Origin of the sequence: Mucilaginibacter terrae, assembly GCF_031951985.1 — a bacterium.
In the GTDB taxonomy this organism is placed as follows: Bacteria; Bacteroidota; Bacteroidia; order Sphingobacteriales; family Sphingobacteriaceae; genus Mucilaginibacter; species Mucilaginibacter terrae_A.
Map to the genome: position 1 here is coordinate 1,298,643 of NZ_JAVLVU010000001.1, position 21,753 is coordinate 1,320,395.

11 protein-coding genes are annotated in these 21,753 nt (G+C 41.4%); 2 read left to right on the plus strand and 9 right to left on the minus strand.

Annotation, left to right across the window (positions count from 1 at the left end; genetic code table 11):
• Position 1 precedes the first annotated feature (1 nt).
• The 3 genes from QE417_RS05335 to QE417_RS05345 all read right to left on the minus strand — a co-directional run bounded on the left by QE417_RS05335 (position 2) and on the right by QE417_RS05345 (position 7,952).
• Positions 2–2,812 (minus strand): SusC/RagA family TonB-linked outer membrane protein, encoded by a 2,811-nt coding sequence (locus QE417_RS05335; RefSeq protein WP_311948060.1) that lies wholly within the window; start codon positions 2,810–2,812, stop codon positions 2–4.
• A 74-nt stretch (positions 2,813–2,886) separates the two neighbouring features.
• Positions 2,887–4,782, minus strand: coding sequence for a RagB/SusD family nutrient uptake outer membrane protein (locus QE417_RS05340; protein ID WP_311948063.1), 1,896 nt, complete (start codon positions 4,780–4,782; stop codon positions 2,887–2,889).
• A gap of 11 nt (positions 4,783–4,793) precedes the next feature.
• On the minus strand, positions 4,794–7,952 hold the full coding sequence (locus QE417_RS05345; RefSeq protein WP_311948065.1) for a SusC/RagA family TonB-linked outer membrane protein: 3,159 nt from the start codon (positions 7,950–7,952) through the stop codon (positions 4,794–4,796).
• 979 nt (positions 7,953–8,931) lie between these two features.
• On the opposite strand from QE417_RS05345, the gene QE417_RS05350 reads away from it, so the two are divergent.
• Positions 8,932–9,468: a DinB family protein gene (locus QE417_RS05350; protein WP_311948067.1), complete on the plus strand. Its 537-nt coding sequence runs from the start codon at positions 8,932–8,934 to the stop codon at positions 9,466–9,468.
• 104 nt (positions 9,469–9,572) lie between these two features.
• Here the strand turns inward: QE417_RS05350 and QE417_RS05355 are convergent, their stop codons facing one another.
• The 5 genes from QE417_RS05355 to QE417_RS05375 form a co-directional block, all read right to left on the minus strand.
• Positions 9,573–10,667, minus strand: a complete 1,095-nt coding sequence (locus tag QE417_RS05355; RefSeq protein WP_311948069.1) for an endo-1,4-beta-xylanase — start codon at positions 10,665–10,667, stop codon at positions 9,573–9,575.
• 186 nt (positions 10,668–10,853) lie between these two features.
• On the minus strand, positions 10,854–13,454 hold the full coding sequence (locus QE417_RS05360; protein ID WP_311948071.1) for a glycoside hydrolase family 31 protein: 2,601 nt from the start codon (positions 13,452–13,454) through the stop codon (positions 10,854–10,856).
• Between the two features lie 120 nt (positions 13,455–13,574).
• A complete protein-coding gene (locus QE417_RS05365; protein WP_311948074.1) occupies positions 13,575–15,497 on the minus strand; it encodes a RagB/SusD family nutrient uptake outer membrane protein in 1,923 nt (640 codons plus the stop codon).
• A 10-nt stretch (positions 15,498–15,507) separates the two neighbouring features.
• Entirely contained in the window at positions 15,508–18,591 is a 3,084-nt protein-coding gene (locus QE417_RS05370; RefSeq protein ID WP_311948076.1) for a SusC/RagA family TonB-linked outer membrane protein, read from the minus strand.
• Positions 18,592–19,082: 491 nt separating this feature from the next.
• The gene (locus tag QE417_RS05375; protein ID WP_311948078.1) at positions 19,083–20,042 is read right to left on the minus strand and encodes a glycoside hydrolase family 43 protein; all 960 of its coding nucleotides are present in this window, start codon (positions 20,040–20,042) and stop codon (positions 19,083–19,085) included.
• 304 nt (positions 20,043–20,346) lie between these two features.
• Between QE417_RS05375 and QE417_RS05380 the strand changes: the two genes are divergently transcribed.
• On the plus strand, positions 20,347–21,264 hold the full coding sequence (locus QE417_RS05380) for a poly(ethylene terephthalate) hydrolase family protein (RefSeq protein ID WP_311948082.1): 918 nt from the start codon (positions 20,347–20,349) through the stop codon (positions 21,262–21,264).
• Between the two features lie 177 nt (positions 21,265–21,441).
• Here QE417_RS05380 and QE417_RS05385 read toward each other — a convergent pair whose 3' ends face one another.
• On the minus strand, positions 21,442–21,690 hold the full coding sequence (locus tag QE417_RS05385) for a glyceraldehyde 3-phosphate dehydrogenase NAD-binding domain-containing protein (RefSeq protein WP_311948085.1): 249 nt from the start codon (positions 21,688–21,690) through the stop codon (positions 21,442–21,444).
• Positions 21,691–21,753: the final 63 nt, after the last annotated feature.

The window sequence follows — 21,753 nt, forward strand, 5'->3', positions numbered from 1 at the left end:
ATTAAAATGAAGCTTTTGCGCCTATATTAAAAAATCGGGTTTGGGGTGCTGTACCTATGTTAGTTTCCATTAACTCGCGCTCTTTTGAGAACACAAACAGGTTATCACCCTGTACATACACGCTCAAGCCATGAACAAAAGATTTCAGGAACATCTCTGATTTAAAATCATAGGTAAGTTGTACCCTGCGCACATCAAACCGGTTGGTTTTATACATCCAATAAGTTGAATTGCGGAAGTTGTTGTTACTGGTTGTGGTTAAACGCGGATAAGTGGCTGAATTTTTAGTTGCCTCGGTCCAACGGCCTTGTACAATCTCAGAGTATTTAGTACTACCACCAACCCAATAGTATGAGCTGTTTTTGAAACCAATAGCACCCGTATTACCGGCACCTAACGCAAACAACGATAGGTTTTTCCATTTAACGGTAAGGTTAACCCCATAGTTGAAAGGTGCAGCTGCCCAGCCGTTGCGACCAAGGTCAACCTGGTCGCGGTTATCAATGGTGCCGTCGCCGTTAACATCTTTGTATTTAATGTCGCCGGGTTTTACCGCACCAAATGTTTGCCTTGGCGAATTATCAATTTCAGCCTGGCTCTGGAACAATCCTTCGCTAATGAAACCGAAATAAGCATCTAAAGGCTTACCTGTACGGGCCAGGTAGTCTTGTTCAGGCGTTTCGTCTCTTCTTACCACATTTGATTTGTAAAACATACCGGTAACACCAAGTGAGTAGTGCACCTGTCCAATTTTATTGTTCAGGTTTACTGCAAAATCAAAACCGGTATGTTTTTCTTTACCAAAGTTTATCCAGGGGCGAAAATCTCCCGAACCTGAAAAGTAAGACGGGTAAATGGTTAAACCGCGGGCAAGCAGCCCATCAGTAGTTTGCGAAAAATAATTGGCCTCTACCGAGATGAGGTTTTTAAATAACGACCCGTCAAATCCAAATCTGAACTCGTTACGCTTAATAAAGGTTAAATCCCTGTTATCTGCCTGGCCCGAAAGGGTTGTACGTCCACCGGCTACGTTATCGCGCCATTGGTACCAGCCGCCAAATGTGGCAGTGTTGCTGTAATAGCCTTGATACAGGTAATAATCAACCGGCTCGGCGGTGTTATTTGCACGATAGCCTGTAACATCTAAATCCTGATTAACGGAAGCGTATGAGCCGTTTATTTTAAAGTTATCTATAAATGATAGGTTATCCTTTACAAACTTCTCTTCGCTTATACGCCATCCGAGTGTTACTGTGGGTGATATGGCATCACGTTTGCCGGGAGGTAATTTGGCTGAATGTACCAGTGCGCCCGAAAAATCTACATAGTACTTTTTGCGGAAGTTATAGGTAGCCTGAAAACCTAAGTTGGTATTAAGGATGGGTTGATAGTCACTTCCCCCTTCATTATCAATATCACTGGAGAATTGGGTTTTATACCACCAACCCAACACGGTTGCCTTTACCTGATGGTCTTGTGCAAAAGTGCGGTCGTAATCAAACTGCGATTTGAACGACATGGTTTGTGTGTAGGTAGACCTGCCCACAAATTCGTTAGTGGAATTTTTATCTTCACCAAAACGTTCTAATGCTGTGATTATGTCCTGCCCGTTAACGGTTGACCATGTTGGCCGGTAGGTTGCATAAGGTAGTGTGTAGCCCTCCGAATATAAAGAGGAATAATCCATACTGGTACCGGTTTTAAAACTTAACCCTTTCAGTATCGAACCTAAATCGGCTTTTAAATTTAGGTTGTACAGGAATGTGCTTGATTTAGTTTTGATGTAACCTGCGGCCAGCATATCAGAAAATACGTTGGTTGGATTAGTGCTTTGACCACCAAGCAAAAACTTACCATCGATAATATGATTACTGTTGTTTACAATGGTTTGCAATGCCGGATTGTTAGGATCGAGCATGCTGATAGGAATGAGCGGCGAAAACCTGTTAAAATTTGGCGCTACTGTTGAAGTTGCCCCCCAAAAGTTGCCCCTGCCAACATAATTGCTTGTGCTTATGGCCACAGCATCGGCCGAGGCGCTTAACCATTTGGCAATGTTCATATCAACGTTTCCCCTTACATTAAAAGCAAAATCGTTATTGTTTTTTTGCTCTCCGTATTTTACCAGGCTGTTGTTATAAGTCAAACCAATATTGGTGTAGTAGCGCGCTACATCATTTCCACCTGATACTTCTGTGGTTAGATCTGACCGGAAATAGGTTTTCTTTAAATACTCCGAGCTAAAAAAATCAACATCAGGGTACCGGTACGGGTTAGTGCCTGCCCGGGTATTATTAATTACATCCTGGCTATATCCAGCGCCCGAGGTTGGTATACCGTCGTTAGTAAGGGCTTCGTTATACAAGGTCATATAATCGGCCGAGTTTAGGTATTTTGGATAGCCCTTAGGCACAAACAAACCCGTATTGGCGCGTACATCAATAGTTAAGGGTTTAATGCTGCCGCGTTTGGTGGTAATTAATACCGCTCCTTTTGCAGCGGTACTGCCATACAATACTACTGCGCTGGCACCTTTCAACACGGTAATAGATTGTACCTCAACCATACGTACATCGGTAGCGCGGCGAGGTATACCATCAACCAATATTAGCGGCGCCTGGCCCCAAATGTTGCCGGTATAACCGCTTACCAGGCTTTGCAAGTTATCTAAACTACCTACTGCATAGTTTTTCTTTAACAGTTCGGCTACGTTAACTGTTGATACACCGCCAAGCAGGTCATCTTTGGCTACCGTTCGGAATGCTACATTTACCAAACTGTCCTGTTTTTCCTGTGCGTGAGCTCCTGCCATGCTTAACAAAAAAGCAGCAGCCAGAACACAACAGGTTTTTATATTTTTATTCATCATTGTTTGTCGAATTTTAATTACCAACCTGGATTCTGTTTAAACTCCTTGTACATGTTCACATCCTCTAACCTGAACGGTAACCAGTAGTGCCTTTCACCCAATTGTCTTTCAAATAATACTACCTCCCTGTAGTTATTTACGCGTGCATTGCGCGGATCGGCGTATATCTGAGCGTTAGGCGTAGCCCTGTCAAACTCGATGGATTTTTTATAGGTATAAGGGCGTTGCGTTAAAAGCAACCAGCGGCGTAAGTCGTTAAAACGGTGGCCTTCAAACGCCAGTTCAACGGCACGCTCGCGGCGTAACTCGCTCATAAATTCGGTGGTTGAACCCTGGTATTTAGCAGCTATATTGGGTACACCGGCACGGTTACGAATTTTATTTACCGCTGCTAATGCAGTAAGCGTATAACCGGGGGCTATACTTTGAGGGGTACCGTATCCATTGGCCGTTGCCTCGGCATACATCAGGTACACATCAGCCAGTCGCATTAAGCTTAATATAAGTGTGTTGTTTTCGCGGTACCCGTCAAAATCATTCAGCAGTTTGGCTGTTAATTTGGAATTCATATAACCGGTCCAAACTTTTTTATTACCATCGGCCGTACGGAACAGGCCGCCGCTAAAAAGACTTGCATACTGCCTGAATTCGTTATTGTTAACACTTTGCGCGCCCGACACGCATTTTTCACCATCGATCATTATATCGTTATAAAAACGAGGGTCGCGGTTACGCCAAGGGTACGCCGGATCATAGCCGCTTTCAGGGTCAGCCTTTTCCGGGTCGGGAATAGGTAAGCCGTTGGCCATACCATAATAATCAACATAATTGGCTGTGGGGTAAACCTTTATACCATTTGGCAATATGGTAATAGGACGATAATCGGTCACCTGGTTCCAGCGCCAGCGTCCGGCTGCCTCGGTAAGGTTCTCCAGCATAATAGCTTCTTTCAGCCCCGGCGTTTTACCATTTTGGTTGAAGGTGTAAATTACGTCGCGTATTTGTGAATACGGCGCCAACTCATAACGTTGGGTTGATTCAATTAACTGAAGCATTTGGGCAAATACATCAGCTGCTTTCTTACAGTAATCTGCATTATAAGTGCTGCTACCGGTTGATTCCCTGTTCATTAAAGGGCTGCCTGCAAACAGGTAATTTTTGGCCAAAAAGCCCAAAGCCATTATTTTATTGATCCGCTGGTTGTTATTGCCGCTTGTTTGTTGCCCCACGGTGGTTAAATCCCAGTGTACGGGCAGCAAATCAGCTGCTTTCTTTAAATCGGCCGCCGCCCTGTCGGCAGTAGCCTGATAACTAAGACGTGATATTTTAATAACCTCGTCTGTAGGGAAAACCTGATCAACATATGGAAGCCCGCCCCAGTACTGCATTAAACAGAAGTGATAGAAGCCCCTGAAAAAGTACAATTGGCCGGCTATAAGGTCTTTTTCTTCCTGCGTGGCTTCGGTTAGCTTATCTAAATTGGCAAGCCCAACATTCGCTTTGCGTATGGCATACCATGATAAGCCCCACAAGTTTCCTTTGTTTCTGTGGGTATCTGTTCCTATGCCTACGGTAGGGTTACCTCCCGGCCCAAGGAAATTATATAAAGTACCAGTCCAGGCAAGATAATTGCCCTGGTCAATATGGTATGATATTAAACGGGTTTCGCCAAGTTCCCAAAACTCATCTTCGCCCAGGTTAAATGAGTTGTGAGACTGATTTACACTCAGTAGCGGAAGACAGTTATACAACTCCTCGGTAAAGCCCTGAAAATTGCGGAAGTTCTTATAGGGGTCGGTTTCCTCAATGTCGGCCAATGGCGATCTTTCGAGGTACTTTTTACATGAACTAAGTGAGCCGCTGCCCAATACGATGATAACAGGCAACAAAATTTTAGTTAAGATATTTTTCATCTTCTTATAAATTATAAGGTTATATCAAGACCCAGGTTGAAACGTCTGACAGTAGGATAAGCACCATTGCTCGAATCGCCGTTAGCAGAACTAAAGTTAGATTCGCGGTCATCGGGCATTTTTGTCCAAAGCAGGAGGTTATTTCCGTTTACATACAACCGGCAATTTTTTAAACCTATTTTGCTGACGAGTTTAGTTGGAAGCATGTAGCCAATTTCAGCGTTTTTTAAACGCACATAAGAGGCATCATAAAAATATCGGGTACCGTTACTGCCATGAGCATCTAACACTACATAACGAGAAGGTGGAACCTCGCCCCCGCCGTCTTGCAAGAACCAAAAAGGTTTTTCTACGAATATGAGGTTACTTTTTCCCTGGAAATTAGGAAACTGTATTTGTCGTGTTACATTGTTTACGGCATAGAACTGCACAAAAATGCTGAAGCGCTTCCATTCAAAACCCACATTTAGGTTATAGGTGTTTTGAGGATTACCGGTGTAACCAAAAGGTGCCCTGTCCTTGTCATCTATTAAACCGTCGCCATTAAAATCGATGATATTGTAATCACCCGGTAAACGGTTTTGGTTGTTGGCTAAACGGGTTGTGCTCCCGTAAATATCATCCCAACTTTGTAAAAAACCATTATCAATAAACGTACGGGTTTGGCCTATGGCATAACCTGCTAACTTTTGGTACGAAGGAGTTAACTCCGGATCATCGCGAAAGTTGGTAACGTTTTGAGCATGCGTAACAGCAGCATTAGCCCACATACGTGCATTTTTTCCTAACGGCTGATTGAAAGCGAGTTCTATTTCGTAACCCTTACTAACTACCTCCCCAAGGTTTGCGCTTGGGGCGCTTGGCAATTCAGGGGTACCAAAGCCATAAAACGAAGGTATAGCCCTGGCATTACCACCAATTACAATGTTGCTTCGTTTGTCTCTGAAAATATCTACGCTACCTGTAATCTTTCCTTTCAAAAAGCTGTAGTTAAAACCTAAGTTTCGCTTCTCCACCGTTTCCCATGAAAGGTTTGGATTACCCATTGTACCTACACGATAAATGGTGTAAGGTGAAGCCACTACCTGGTTACCAGCCTGTGAGGTGGTGCCGGAGTATTGATAAGAATCGCGGAATGGCCAACGTGGGCTATTAAAACCGTCATCACCTATCCGGCCCCAAGAGGCACGAACTTTCAGCAAGTCAACAAAAGTTAATTTGCTCATAAATTTTTCGTTGCTGATTACCCAGCCACCTGATACTGACGGAAAAAAAGCAAACCTATAATCGGGACCGAATTTTTCGGAGCCGTTATAAGCACCGTTTGCCTCAAACAAATACTTTGATTTAAAGGCATAGGTGGTACGAAACACCCAATCTTCGCGGTAATTAGCAAACACACTGCCACGCGCTGATTTTTGACGCTGTAAAAGCCCCATAGCGGTTACATCATGGTAACCAAAGGTACGGGCGTAGTTTAACTGTAACTGGTAGTTAGTATTACGGTAAGTAGCATTTTTATCTACCTCCCCAGGTGCAACACTCCAGGCTATGGCTTCGGTAAAATCAAACTGGGTACCGGTATTGCGGCTTTGCTCATAAGCGGTTAAACCCGATAAAGGGAAAATATATTTACGTTGGGCCGCATTGTTTTGATCGTTGATTCCGCGTCTTCTTTCTAAAAACGTATTATCGAGTGATACACTTGCTCTAAAGCTCAAGCCCTTTGTAAGCATATCCAGCTTTTGTTGCAAAATAAAATCGGTAGTAAGCTGCGTGCTTGTTCTTTTTTCGACACCTGAATAGGCTAACCAAAATGCCGCATTTGGCTGATCTTGCGTGGCGGTTGGGTAATAGCCGTATGTCCCATCTGAATAAATTGGTCTGAAGGTATCAGGCGCTGTACGATAGGCTGATGACCATATAGAGCCATCACCATCGGCCATGTTGTAAGGCAATTGCCTTACCCCGTTAGAGCCAAATAATTTGGTAGAAAACAGCGTTGTTTTGGTTAGGTTAAAATCGAGGTTACTGCGAACGTTGGTACGGTTGTATCCAAAGTTCGATTCGTAGCCCCTGTTATTAGGGAAAGTTTTAAACAAATCCCCTTCCCTAACCAAGTCAACTCCAGCAAAATATTTTACAAATTTAGAACCGCCCGATACATTTGCCGCTGTATTGTATGACATGGCATGGCTTTTAAAAAGCTCTTTTTCCCAATCAACGTTAGGGTACCGGTCCCACTCATCAGCATTTAAAGGGTTACGGTACTTATCAATCATTTCCTTGGGCATATAACCCGCCCAGGTATTAGGATCAACTATCGACTCTCTTTCAAAAATCTTGTTCCTGATCATTAAGGCGTCGTAAGAGTCATACTTTTCAGGCAGCCTTGAAGCAATTTTTGTGGTAACGTTAGATCTTACCTGCACCTGGGGTTTACCCTCCGCTCCTTGTTTAGTGGTTACCAATATTACGCCGTTGGCACCACGTACACCATACACCGCCGTGGCCGATGCATCTTTTAATACAGATACGCTTTCTACCGAAGAAATATCAATTGAACTGATAGAGCGCTCAATGCCGTCAACCAATATCAGCGGCGAACTATTATTCCATGAACTTTGCCCCCTGATGAGTATCTGTGGATCTTCGGCTCCGGGCATACCTGTTGATGAACTGGTTACTACACCCGGCAAATTACCGGTTAAAGCCATGCCAAGGTTGGTTACACCGCCTGTACGTTCTAAAACTTTGCCTGTGGTTTGTGTGATAGCACCTACCACGCTAATTTTTTTCTGCTGCCCGTAACCTACCACCACAACTTCGTTCATGGTTTTATTAGCATCTTCCAGGATGACCTTGTTATCAGAATCACTTGATATTTTGATTTCCTTGGTCACCAGGCCAACGTATGACACCACCACAATCACATTATCACCGGAAACTGTTAATGCAAATTTTCCGTTAATATCGGTAATGGTCTTTCGGGGGTTGTTGCCTTTGGTAGCAACGGTGGCACCAATTACAGGCTCTCCTGTTTTGTCGGTTACAGTACCTCTTAGTGTAACGGTGCTTTGCGCATGAGTAACCAAAGTATTGAAAAACAGAAGCAACGCCAGCAATGGAATTTTGCAGAGCTGCGTATTTTTATTTTTGATTATAATCATAAAAGGTTAATTATAAATAAGGTTATGCCATTGATATGGCTTATATATCTTACAGACATATGCTTTATAAGCAATGCCATTTATGGGTCAATTAAATTGCTTCATGATTCTTAGTAATCTGAAAGTCAATTCAATAATTAAGATTTGGGGTAGTTTGGTTGAGGAGAATTATTTCATACATTTGGTTAGTGTTGATATTTTGTTGATACTATGCAAAAAGAGCCCATTAACATCCTTCTAAAGGTGTTTTAACTTGTGTGAGAAACTTGCGGGCTTGAATTGATAACCGGTAGTACTGGAATACTGCCGGTTTTTTTATGTGTAACTATTTCTTCATTTCACTAATTGGGTTAGGTGTGTTTATAATGGTTTTTAACAATAACTACTTGCATACAATCGATTGTATACAAGTAGTTAGAGTTTATGGTATAATGCTTGAAAACATTGCAGATGTTAACTGTGATTTACTATTTAAATCACCTAAAATAACACGTGTATATACATCTGTCTGCATGGAGTAGTTAAGCAATTTGGTTTGTACAGGTTTATTCATAAGGTTTAAATCAGGTTTAGAAATAGCTTCAAAAGGTAAACTAATAACAGCTTACTATTTTGCCGCATGCGTTTTATAACTGGTTGATACAACGGGCAGACATTTGGATGGCTACGCGTATTGTTTTATAATTTAGTTAGTCAAAACTATGCTTACACAGTAATGAGCAATAGCACTATTGTATAAATTAATCACCATTATGTTTAATATTTTGTTGCATAGTTGATATGAAGCCAACTTTAATACATCATAAACCCTTAATAACTAATATATTATTACAAACACAACTTAATAACGAGCCTTTAAAAATTCATGATTGTATAAATGTTGTTTTATGAATATAATATCCATAAAACAACATTAGTGTAATTGCAAGTACAATTAAGCTACAGGCGGCGTAAAAATTAACAAATAAACACGAACACGATGAACAAACTAATAAACGACATTTTGTGGAACCAATTTGGTGCAAGCATTGACATGCTTATTAACGTGGTATCAAATTGTGATGACAATTATTTTCAAACCCATAAAAGGTTTTATTACATTACTTATCACAGTATTATTTTTTTAGACTATTATTTGAGTATTCCCCCAAGTGAGTTTTCTCCTATGCTTCCGTTTACTCAAAAAGAATTGGATGACCGGCCAGCGGAAGCAATTGATGACTTAATACCTGATAAAATTTATACAAAACAAGAGCTCTTAAACTATCTTGACCATAACCGGCAGAAATGTAATCAATTAATTTATTCGCTAAATGAGGGCAGCCTTCATGATAGATTTAAAGAAGGCGACCAGCCCGGTGATATGGATTACCCGGTTTTAGAAATTATACTCTATAATTTACGCCATACACAACATCACACTGCACAATTAAATATATTATTGAGGCAGGATTTAGATAAACATATGGAATGGTCATTTAGGGCAGGCGATTTAAAAACAAACTATAAGGATTAACTTTACTAATTAAACAACAATGGCCACTCTTTTAGAGTAGCCATTGTTAATCATGATTTTTGCCAATTATAGCAGCGTATGATGTTTAGGTTGCTATGAGATATTTATTTTGAAAAATTCACTACTTCCCAATACGCCTTTTTAGGTTGCAGATCGGCATCAAATAACAGCGGATAGTTTTTGCGTCCCCTGCCATTAAGCCAGGTGTAACGGTCAGATACATTCCAAAAAGTTACCCCGGTAATTTGCTTGCGGTACTGGCGAAACACGTCAAATATCATTTTATATTTTTCCATTTGCTGCTGTTCCATCTCAGGTGTAAATGTTGAATTAGCAACCTGCTCCTGGCCTTGAATTAGCTGTCCACCCTGTCTTCCTGCATAAACAGAGATATCCATCTCGGTAAACTGCACCTGCAAGCCCAAAGCCGAAAATTCTTTGATCGATTTTTCGAGTTCCTCACGGCTTGGGGTTGATACAGACCAGTGTGCCTGCAAACCCACCCCATGTATAGGTACTTTCTTGGCTAAAAGGCTTTTTAGCAATTTTAATATTTTATCACGTTTTGCTGGAATTTCAGTGTTATAATCGTTGTAGAAAAGTACAGCTTTAGGATCGGCTTCGTGCGCATATTCAAATGCTTTGGCAATAAAGTCCTCGCCGCATATCTGGTACCATTTTGATTTACGCAGGTAAGTTGAATCATCGGCAATAGCCTCATTAACTACATCCCAAGCATATATTTTGCCTTTGTAACGGGTAACTACCTCATGTATGTGATCGTGCAAACGTTTTAGTAATACTTCTTTACTAACATCTTTACCGGCAGTATCAACAAAAAGCCAGCGAGGGGTTTGTGCATGCCAGCATAAGGTATGCCCACGAACTTTTAAATTGTTGCGCTGTGCAAATGCAACTATACTATCCGCATCGTTCCAAAAAAAGCGATTCTCCTGCGGATGAATAGGCCCTATCTTCATCGCATTTTCGGGCGTTATGCTGGCAAATTCTTTTTGAATAAGGCCCGCCTCTTCACTTTTCAATTCCCGTGGCGTTACAGCAACACCTATTGGGAAATACTTTTTGTAAACATCTTTTAAGCCTTTTTCGCGCTCCTGAAATTTAATAGTTAGGGCTGTGGTTATTAAAGTTGTTATAGCCGCAATAGCGAGCAAGCTTTTTTGAGCAATTTTACTCATTATTTAAAATTGTTAAAATGGTTAAGCGGTGTGGTTTAGAATAATTAAAAAACAACTGATGATATTGGTTTATTAGTTCATCATCATAAACTGAACGAGGGCAAAATTATACTGTGCAACTACCCTAACAGTGTACAATTGTTTAAAATGCTGTTAAATATGTATGCATTTGTGTTGTAAAATACGCTATCTTCTATTGATGGTTAGTTTTTGCCCCTTATATGCAACCGTCTTAGGTTTATTTAGCCCTGATGAATTTTTATCATCTATCCAAACCACATTAAAAACATATTGAATTGGCGCACCATTATAACTTCCTTTCGCTTTATCAATTGTTAGGCTTTGGTTTCTCTCGTTCCAATGCAATCCTATTTGCCTGGATTTTCCTTTTTCATAATTGTAATTATCACCTTCATCATTATACAGGGTAAAGTTTCCATAAGCTCCGGTATAAATTCTTATTTCCAAAGTATCGGCCGGGGTTTGTGAGGCATACTGAATAACTTTTCCCATTGGTATTATTGAGCCCGATTTAACAAATAGCGGTATTTTATCTTGTGGTGAGGCAGCTACTACAGTTTGCCCACCTGGGTATGCTTTGCCGGTCCAAAAGTCAAACCATTTATAATCTTTAGGTAAATAAACGCTCCGCTCTTTTATGCCCGGCTCGGTAACAGGCGCCACAAGGAACGACCTCCCGAACATATATTCATAAGCCTGCCCCACCGCTGTTTGATCATTTTTAAAGTCCATTACCAACGGGCGCATTAATGTAGAACCGCTACTGGACACCTGCCAGCCCTCTGAATATATGTATGGTAATAAGCGGTAACGCAGGTTAAGCATAGTGCGCATGTTGGCTTCTACCTGTTCGCCGTATTTCCAGGGCTCGGTTTCAGTTTGATAACCGTGAATACGGAATATCGGATTAAACGCTCCCCACTGAAACCAACGGGTGAGTATATCGTGATATTTAGGATCGCTATACTGCGAAGCCCCCGGCCTGAAAAAACCGCCTATATCAGTAGTCCAATAAGGCATACCGGTTAGGGCATAGTTTAAGCCTGCAACTATTTGACGCTTATAAGTATCCCAGTCCCAACCAATATCGCCCGACCAGTTAATGGTGCCATAACGTTGCTGCCCCGGGTAGGCCGAACGCGTTAAAATTGCTACCCGTTTATTAGAATCGGTTGCCCGCTGACCATTGTATATAGCCTTGCTTACCAATAACGGATAAGTTAGCCTGTAAAAATCACCTAAACCATAATATGTTTTTTTACCGGCAAGCGCATCATTTTCAGGTTCGGTGGCATCCATCCACCATGAATCTACTCCATACTTAAATAAGTTTTCATTCAACGCGTTCCAATGCGTTTTACCGGTTTCGGGGTTAAAAATATCTATCCAAGGGCTATTAGGGATGTATAAGTTTTTATCTATATAAGGTTTAGCCACTTCCGAACGCTTATCCAGATTTTCCCATACCGATAGCGAAAAATGGGCGTTAAGATCGTGGAGCTTCTTAATAAATTTTTCTGGCTCAGGATAATGTGTTTCATCAAACTTAGGAACGCCCCAGCCATACTTGCCCCAGTATTGCCAATCTTGCACAATTACATCAACGGGTAGTTTTCGTCTTCTAAACTCTTCAATAGTATTAACCAAATGTTCACCAGATGTATAGCGCTCGCGGCATTGCCAAAAGCCATAAGCCCATTTAGGCAGCATTGGTACGTTGCCCGAAAGATTGCGGTAACTTTTTATAACCTCATCGGCGCTACTACCATAAAACACTACATAATCCAAATTCTGTGCGTTGGGCGAACTGAAAGTTGTTTGATTACCTGCCTTTTTAAATGATAATTTAGGCGTATTAGTTGCTTTACAAACCACCTGAACCGAATGCTCGCCTGCCTTTAGCTTTATTAATTTGCCAACTGCCGGAGGTAACCATTGGTTTGATTGGTCAATTTGTGGAACATCATCTATAATTACCAAATGGCGGTTATCCATATCTCCCAAATCGAGCATGAAGGAATACTCGCCATCGTGCTTTACTGTAAACTTACCTGTATACAGCGACTGTCGCTGCGATATACGCCGGGTTCCAGATGTAGTAGTTACATCTGCTTCCTTTTTGTCGGCAGATGCAGAATCTTTTTTTGTTAAGGTTATAACCTGGTCGGCAGGATTAAATTCAGTTAAACCATACTGATGCCATAATATACCAAAGCCCCTGCTTGAATATAGAAACGGTATACTGATTTGAGAATTGACCTGTATAAGCTTGCGACTGATATTTTTGAGGTTGTATTGACCGTCCTGAAATTGCCCAAGCCCAAACAGGTATTCATTAGCAGGTGAATCAAAACTTTGTTCAGCAATGTAGCAGGCTTCGCCGTGTATTGAACTTGTATCAAGCTTCCTCGAACCAGGCATCTCGCTAAGAAATGTCTTACCGTTTTTATCACTATATGCAATTTTACCAGTGGCCTTGTTAAATGTTACAGTAACAGCTATTGTACTTAGCGAAATTTGTGCAGGTGTTTCCTTAACTTTAAAATAAGGAACTGAGGGTTTATTCACAAATACCAATTCGCGCTCTTCCACTCTCGTTTTGATCCATTGTATTCTGATGGCCTTATCCAACATTGGAATAATTGACAATTTTCCGTTTCCTACATTAATTTCAAGCCTGTCTTTAAACACCATGTGTGCTTTGTACGACTGTGCATTTGTAAAAAGAGGAAATATCAGAAAGAATAACAGGAGCTTGATTTTCATACACGTTCTTAAAAAAATAATTAATCAATTAACGAGCAATCAACATAAATTATGCAGTAGCTCATAAAAAAGGCTGCCCTTACGGACAGCCTTACTACTACATATTAACTAAAGTAATCATTAATAACCAGGATTTTGGTAGGCAGCTTTTTCGGCAGCAGAGGCTACCATGTTATCTAACTGCCCTTGCGGTATAGGGCGCAGATATAAATGATTATCAATAACACGGGTTACCGTTACCGGAGTATGATCGCCAAACGTTGGACCACAAATTGTAAATGTTTTGGCAACTTGTCCCCAGGTTTGGGTACGTATTAAATCAAGCCAACGGCCACCTTCGCCATAATACTCACGTGAGCGCTCGGCCAAAATGTAATTTATATCGATAGTTGCAGGTGTTGCAGTAATCATTGCAGCGCTGTTATCTTCAACTTTAATAACATTTCCGTTGTTGCTAAAACGCCATTTTCCTGCTCTTGCACGTATAACGTTTATTAACTCACGTGCCGATTTACCAGCTTTTGGCACGGCACCTTTTACCGCAGCTTCGGCCGCAATAAAGTACAGCTCAGAAAATTTAGCAATTGGATAAGGACGGGTGCTACCAGCATTTGGCTGACCTAAACCAGTACCATTATCGGTACGGTAAGGACCCATTTTCCAAAGACCAGGATACATAATACGGCTTATACCGCTTGGGTTAACAACCCAATCAGCTCTTCCGGGCAATACACCTGCTCCCACATTACCGTTAGCCGCTGCATAAACTACTGCAGAGTTATCATTATCTAAAAATGACAGTACAGCGCTACCCGGGGTAATAGGCAATCCGTTTGCATTAGGCAAAGTTGCCGAGGTACTGCCGCCTTTTTGCCAGTTTCCGCGATATACGGTTGTAAATGTTCCGTCGTATCTTGAATCGTTGGTTTTATCGGCAAAGGTATTTTTAAATACTTCAATTGGTGGAGCCATACGTACCCATGGGCGGCCCAATGGCTGTTCGGCAGCACGTAACACTGAGTTTTCAGGACCACTTTTAAGTGTTGGATAATTCCAGGTCATCATCCAGCCCGCAAAGTTATCAGGCGCACCACCGCTACCAAATGTTAAACTGCCGCCGTTGTATTTCTCGCTGGCCTGAGTGTGGTCTGCGTATAATACAATTTCGCTGTTACGGTCGTTTGAACCAAGGTTAACATCATAATACGTTGGCTGCAGTTTAAAGAATGATCCAGGATCATCAATACCGGTGGTGGCTACATCATACGCCTGCTGAAAATACCAGTTGGCATCATGCGAGTCAGGATCGGTACGGTTTGCAGCCGGATAAGTTGGTATGCTGTTTGGGTTTTGTAACCACCAGCCATAAGTTAAATATGCTTTTGAAAGCATTAAGCGTGCTGCGGTTTTGGTTAAACCACCAGTTACGCGTCCAACTGCGGGCAAATCTTTAATGGCTTGCAACAAATCAGGAAATACAGCCTTGGTATATACTTCGGGCACGGTATTACGTTTTGAATTGGTTGAAGGATTGATATTGAACTTTAAATCACCCGAGCCCAAATCAAGCGGAACGCCGCCAAATGTTTGTACCAGCAAAAAGTAGTAATAAGCACGAAAGAATCTTGCTTCGGCAATTAAGGCGGGAGAAATACCTACAGTAGAAGCATTTTCAATTACCCCGCTGGCAGTGTTTATAGTAGGATATGATTCGCCCCATAATATACTGCTTGGGAAACTTGTTGACTGTATTATACCAACACCCGAGCAATCATAATCTTTAAAGTTACCGTCGGCGCTTTGGCCCCATGTAGCTTCATCGGTACCGGTAACGCCCGAGTTATAATAATAGGCCTGGCCGTATACATTACGTAAACGGGCATACATAGCTGTTAACCCGCCATTAACGCCCTGCTCAGTTTTAAAAAAATCAGGGGTGAATGTAGCTCTCGGTGTTTCATCGAGTATTTTGCTGCAACCTGCCGATAAAAAGAGGGCAAATAGCGCAGATCCTATAATGGTTTTAGTTTTTAAATTTTTCATCACTATTCACTTAAAATGACACATTCAGTCCAAGAATAAAATTACGGGTAGAAGGCGTGTTAGTGCCAATAGTTAACAAGCGGCGCTGCGATTGAGGAAGAGCCACGGCTGCATTCTCATTACCATAAGAGTTTGTTTCTGGGTCCATACCCGATTCTTTATGATAAGGCGAGAATAATACAAAGGCATTTTGCACGGTGAAATATGCACGTGCTCTAAATGTACTTACTTTAGGCATCAGCTTGTTTAAGTCATAACCTAATGTAATAGTACGTATTTTTAGATACGATGCATCAAAATAGCCCAGTGTACTACCATATTTAGGGTTATCGCCTGATAAAATGCCACCTGGCTTAGGGTATCTCGCACCGGTATTTGATGGCGTCCAATAATCAACATTAATATTGTTACGACGACCGGTAAGCAAGTTAAGGTAACCACCCGATCCGTAAAGCGTACTGTTTAAAATACCGCCACTTTTAAATACACCAACCATATTAAAATCAAAGCCTTTGTAAGCTAAGCGGGTATTAAAGCCACCTTGAAAATCAGGGTCGGTCTCAATAATCTGGCGGTCGGCTGCACCTATAGGTCGTACAGGCTGGCCGTTGGCATTGTAATCGCCAGTGTATTTAACTTTAATCATACCAACGTTACCGCCCGGTTCCAAAACGCTAAGGTATTGATCGCCCTGCTGCCATAAACCCTGGTATTGGTAATCAAAAATAGAGTTAATGTTATAACCTACAAACCAGCTGTTACCTTCGTTTCGGTCTTGACCTGAGGTAAGTGCCACCAATTTATTCCGGTTAAGATACAAGTTAACACCTAAGTCCCAAGTAAGGCCTTTGGGGTTATCCAGGATGGTTCCGTTTAAAGCTAACTCCACGCCTCTGTTTTGGCTACGGCCAACATTGGCAGTAATGGCGCTCACACCGGCTGTTGATGGCAAAGCCTGATCGAGAAGTAAGTTTTTGGTGTTAGTTAAGTAATACTCTACCCTACCAGTTAACCGGTGCTTAAGTACCGAAAAATCAATAGCCGCATTCCATGTATCTGAATATTCCCATCCTAAGGCGTCGTTAGGAGTGCGGGTAACATCATAACCAGTAGCAAAGTTTGAATCGCCGAAGTTGTATTGGCGAATACCTAAAGTACCCAAAGTTTGGTAAGGCCCCACTGCCTGGTTAGCAGTTTGGCCGTAACCGCCGGTAATTTTTAAGTTATCGAGGAATGAAATGCCTTTGGCAAACGATTCATTAGTTATATTCCAGCCTGCAGAAACAGCCGGGAACCTTTTCCATTTTTTACCTGGCGCTAAACGCGATGAACCATCAGCTCTTAAAGTAGCACTTAAAAAGTAACGGTTGTCGTATGCATATAACACACGTCCCATCCATGAATTTAAACCGGTAACCTGGTATACACCATCGCCAATAACCGGATCAACCAATGCCTGACCCAAATTATAAAACTGGAAAGCATCTGAAGGAATGTTACGGGCAGTCATGAATGAACTGTTGAATTTATTTTGCTCGGCCGAGTATAATGCCAATACGTTGATGCTATGTTTTTCAGCAAAAGTACGGTCATAGGTAAGCAGGTTTTCAACCGTCCAGTGGTAGTTGTGCGAGTTGTCTACACGACCTCTTGAAAGTTCGGTTACGTTGGTGCTGCCCACGCCCTGGCCGGTATAGCTACCGTAATTTGATTGCCTGTAATCTAAACCAAGGTTAAGGCGGTATTTTAAACCTTTAACACCCGGAATTTTCACTTCGCCATACATAGAATTGTAAGATGCAAAAGCCCTTGTTTCGTCAAGCCATTTGTCTTGCAGGCCCTCTACCACGCCACGGGTAAAAACATAGCTCTCATCAAGCGGCATTTTAATGGTTCTTTTTAAGCTACCATCGGCATTATAAGGGTTTGCCAGTGGCGAGTTGCTCAGGTTACCATAAATACCAACCTGGTTACCTTGGGTAAGGTTGTAATTGCTATTGTTTGTAAAACCAACTTTTACATATTGGCCTACTGCCTGATCAACCGAAGCACGGAATGTATAACGTGTGTAACGTTGTGTTGGAATAACGCCTTGGTTTTGATAATAGCCACCACCAAAATTGTAAGCGCCACCTTTGCTTCCGCCTGATACGCCTACATCGTGGCTGTTTACATACCCGGTTCTGTACAATAGGTCTTGCCAATCGGTGTTAACATTATCAGCCTCATCAATACCTGGTGTAGTATATAAATTGGCCGCTTTACGTAATGCTAAAAACTCCGGGCCGTTCATCATATCATAACGTGCAAACACTGTTTGTGCACCTGCATAAGCATTATAGGTAATTTTAGCATCTGCTCCGGCTTGCCCCCTATTGGTAGTAACCAAAATTACACCATTGGCACCACGCGAACCGTAAATAGCAGTTGCCGACGCATCTTTTAAGATGTCGATGCTTTTTACATCGTTAGGGTTAATGTCGCCGAGGTTACCCACAAACGGAATACCGTCTAGCACAATTAACGGGTCGTTGCTGGCAGTTAGCGAGCGCTGACCACGAATAAGGATCTGCATGTTAGCACCCGGCTTAGTATTGGTTTGGGTAAGCTCAACGCCTGGTAAGCGACCTTGCAATGCTTGCGAAATATTTGGCGCAGGCACATCGCGTAATTTTTCACCACCTATTGAGGCTACCGAACCGGTAACTGCTTCACGGCGTTGTGTGCCGTAACCTATTACTACAACCTCGGTTAGGTCTTTGCCACTTGCACGGCCTAAGGCAATAGCACCTACGTTAGCGGTTTCTGGGGTAATATTTTTAATTACATCGGTGTAGCCTATAAATGATATAGTAATACTCTTTGTTCCGTTCGGAACGTTTAAGGTAAAATTACCATCAACCGTGGCTGAAGTTGCGGTTGTTGTACCTGTGATGCTGACAGTAGCACCGGCCAGGGGCTCGTTTTTTTCATCAACCACTTTTCCTTTTACCGGAAAAGTTTGAGCATAAGTTGCTATAGAAATAATGTTCAGCAAAATAATCAGCGAACAATACTTCCAATATTTTATATTATTAAGTCGAATTTTTCTCATGTTTTATTGGATTTAAACTGTGCATTCAATTGGTTCATAGCTACGTGTCCTTGACAGCAGCAGGGAATGAAAAAGTTTATGTCTTCATCTCTATCAGGTAATTTATTTACCATTTCAATATAGCGTCTTGTTGAATTAGATTTCCTGCAATCGATTACAAAAAATCTTATAAATTAATAGGCTAAATCACAAATGGCAAAACGGCTTATAAAATTTAATTGGTTTATATTTTTAATTGGTGTTGAATGTAACAAAAAAGTTAACAAGCAACGGTGCTAATTTCAGTGATTTGATATTTGTGGAATATCTTTTTTGACTAAAATGATGGAATAATTGTTCAAATAAATGTTGCACATATATAACATTTGAGCAAAAATTAGCATAATGCAGCTATTTAAGAAGGTTTTTATCAAATCTCTTATAATCTTAATTAAGAAAAATAGACTTTCTAAAATTGGCTAATCATACCAATCCGGCACATGCCCTCATAATTATTTCGCAGGCTTTACCCCTTCAGTTGTCTGTACAATTTCTTTAATTGTTCCATCAGGATTATAATACATGTAATCAACACAAATTGACCGGCGATAACTGCCACCGGTTGGCAAGGAGCCATTATGATAGAAGAAATAGGATTTGCCTTTAAAATCAATTATACCCGGATGAGTGGTAAAACTATTAGGCACATTTTTTTGAATGATGCCTCGATAGGTCCAAGGACCAGCCGGATTAGTTGCCGTACAATACTCGATCATTTCGGGTTTAGTACCGGCACTGGCATATACAAGATAGTATAATTTTTCACGCTTATACACCCACGGACCTTCAATATAATTTTGTGGTTTGAATACTGAAATCTGTCCGTCCATCTCGATCATATTTTTCTTGAGTTTAACCCATTTACAACTGCCGTTGCCCCAAAATAAATAAGCTTGCCCGTCATCGTCAATAAATACAGTTGGATCAATATCTTTCCAGCCATGCTTGGTGTCGGTTGTCATTTCGTGGGTGATAAGGGCTTTGCCAATGGCATCTTTAAAAGGCCCGGTAGGACTATCGGAAACAGCAACTCCTATGGCTGAGCCACCTTTGCTATCGGCATTACTTTTATGAAAGGTAGAAACAAACCAATAAAACTTCCCATCGCGCTCAATACACTGTGCGGCATAAGCATCACCTGTAGCCCACGAAAAAGTTTGGGGGGAAAGCAAAACGCCATGATCTTTCCAGTTCACCATGTCTTTTGAAGAGAAAACATGCCAATCGGGCATTTTGTAATTAGTAGCCGTTACCGATGCAGTATCATGCCCGGTATATAAATAAACTGTTCCTTTGTGAACTATTGGAGCAGGGTCGGCAGTAAAAATGTCTTTAATAATTGGGTTTTGTGCTTTTAAGCTGAAACTAATAATCACTGTAAGTAACAGGGCTAATAAATTTTTCTTCATCATTATAATTGGTTTATGTTGGTGCCCTTCAAGGCAAGCATTTGCGGGCATGGTTTATAAGGTATACTTCAAAAATAGGCTCAAATCATAATCATCTGTGCGCTTATTGTATAAATATCAGCAATATATGTATAGTAGTTATATAATTTTATTATTGTCATAAGGTGTATGCAACCTGCGGTTTAAACATAAATCACACAAATTTTAACATCTGTGCAATAAACCATTTTACCAGCATGCTATATTTGATTAACCAATTAGTACACGCATAAAGTGTGGTTTTAAATTACATCACATACCTAAAATTATGATCAATTTATTAAAATCCGGCCTTAGAGTGGTTGCGTTTACATTATTCGCTGCTTCCCCTTTTGCGATTTACGCACAAGCCAACACTCCTGATAAAGCAACCTCACGGGTAATTGAAGATGGTGGCACAGGCGCATATAAAGCTATAATGCTACAAGAAAGCTCCTTACCAACCCACACTATTTTCCGGCCGCAGGATTTAAAACCATTTGGCCGTAAAGAAAAACTTCCAATTATTGCCTGGGGAAACGGGGCTTGTGCTAATTCGCCATGGGAACACCTCAACTTTTTATCGGAAGTAGCCTCGCACGGGTTCCTGGTGGTAGCCATTGGCCCTATGCCACAGGAGGGCGAAAAAGGCAGCGGTCGGTCGGTATCATCACAAATGACGGATGCTATTAACTGGACTATTGCACAAAACAGCGATAAAAGCAGTCCGTTATTTAACAAGCTGGATATAACAAAAATTGCAGTAAGTGGTATGTCATGTGGTGGATTGCAAACATTAGAAGTGGCACCCGATCCAAGAATTACTACTGCTGTTGTTTGCAATAGCGGCATTTTGGGTCAACCGGGTAGCGGGATGCCGGGCATGCCTGCCCTTACAAAAGATCAATTGCTAAAGTTACATACCCCTACCCTATACTTGTTAGGCGGAGAAAAAGATATTGCCTATAAAAACGGCATGGATGACTTTAAGCGTATTAACCACGTACCCGTGTTTGTGGCTAATTTAGATGTTGGCCACGGTGGAACATACAGCAAACCCCATGGAGGCGAATTTGCCAAAGTAGCAACAGCCTGGTACCAATGGCAGTTAAAGGGTGATAGAACTGCCGGTTTGTTGTTTAACGGAAATCCGGCAGGTATTTCCAAATACCCTCAATGGACTTCGGAAAAGAAAAACTTAGATTAACTCTCGCTAAACAATACACCATTAAACCTATAATATTTATTTCAAATATTCACTGTTGCACTGGCAACCGTTTTAACCTGCGGTACAAACAGGGCACAAACACCATCAACCAATATGGTAGATGACTTTAAGCTATATACCTTTAACCAACCGGAATAAGAGTATCTACTGGTAAATTCACAGCGATATGCCAGATTCCGCGTAAAAGCACCCCAAGCCGATAGTATACGGATAGGCATTGGCCTTGGCGGGCGGCACTAAACTTAGCCAGCGACCATAATTAGTGTCTACGGCAAATAATGCACCAAGTGTTTTCAGTTCCTTTACGTCTGCCACAGCATGCGGAACAAATATTTTTTTGTCAAGTGCTATCCTTAACAATTGCCGGCCAATACGGCCAAAGCCAAAAATGGTTATCTTTTTCATAAGCTTGATGGTTAATATATACTTGGTATTGAACTATATCTTTTTAGTTGATCTGTGATTGAA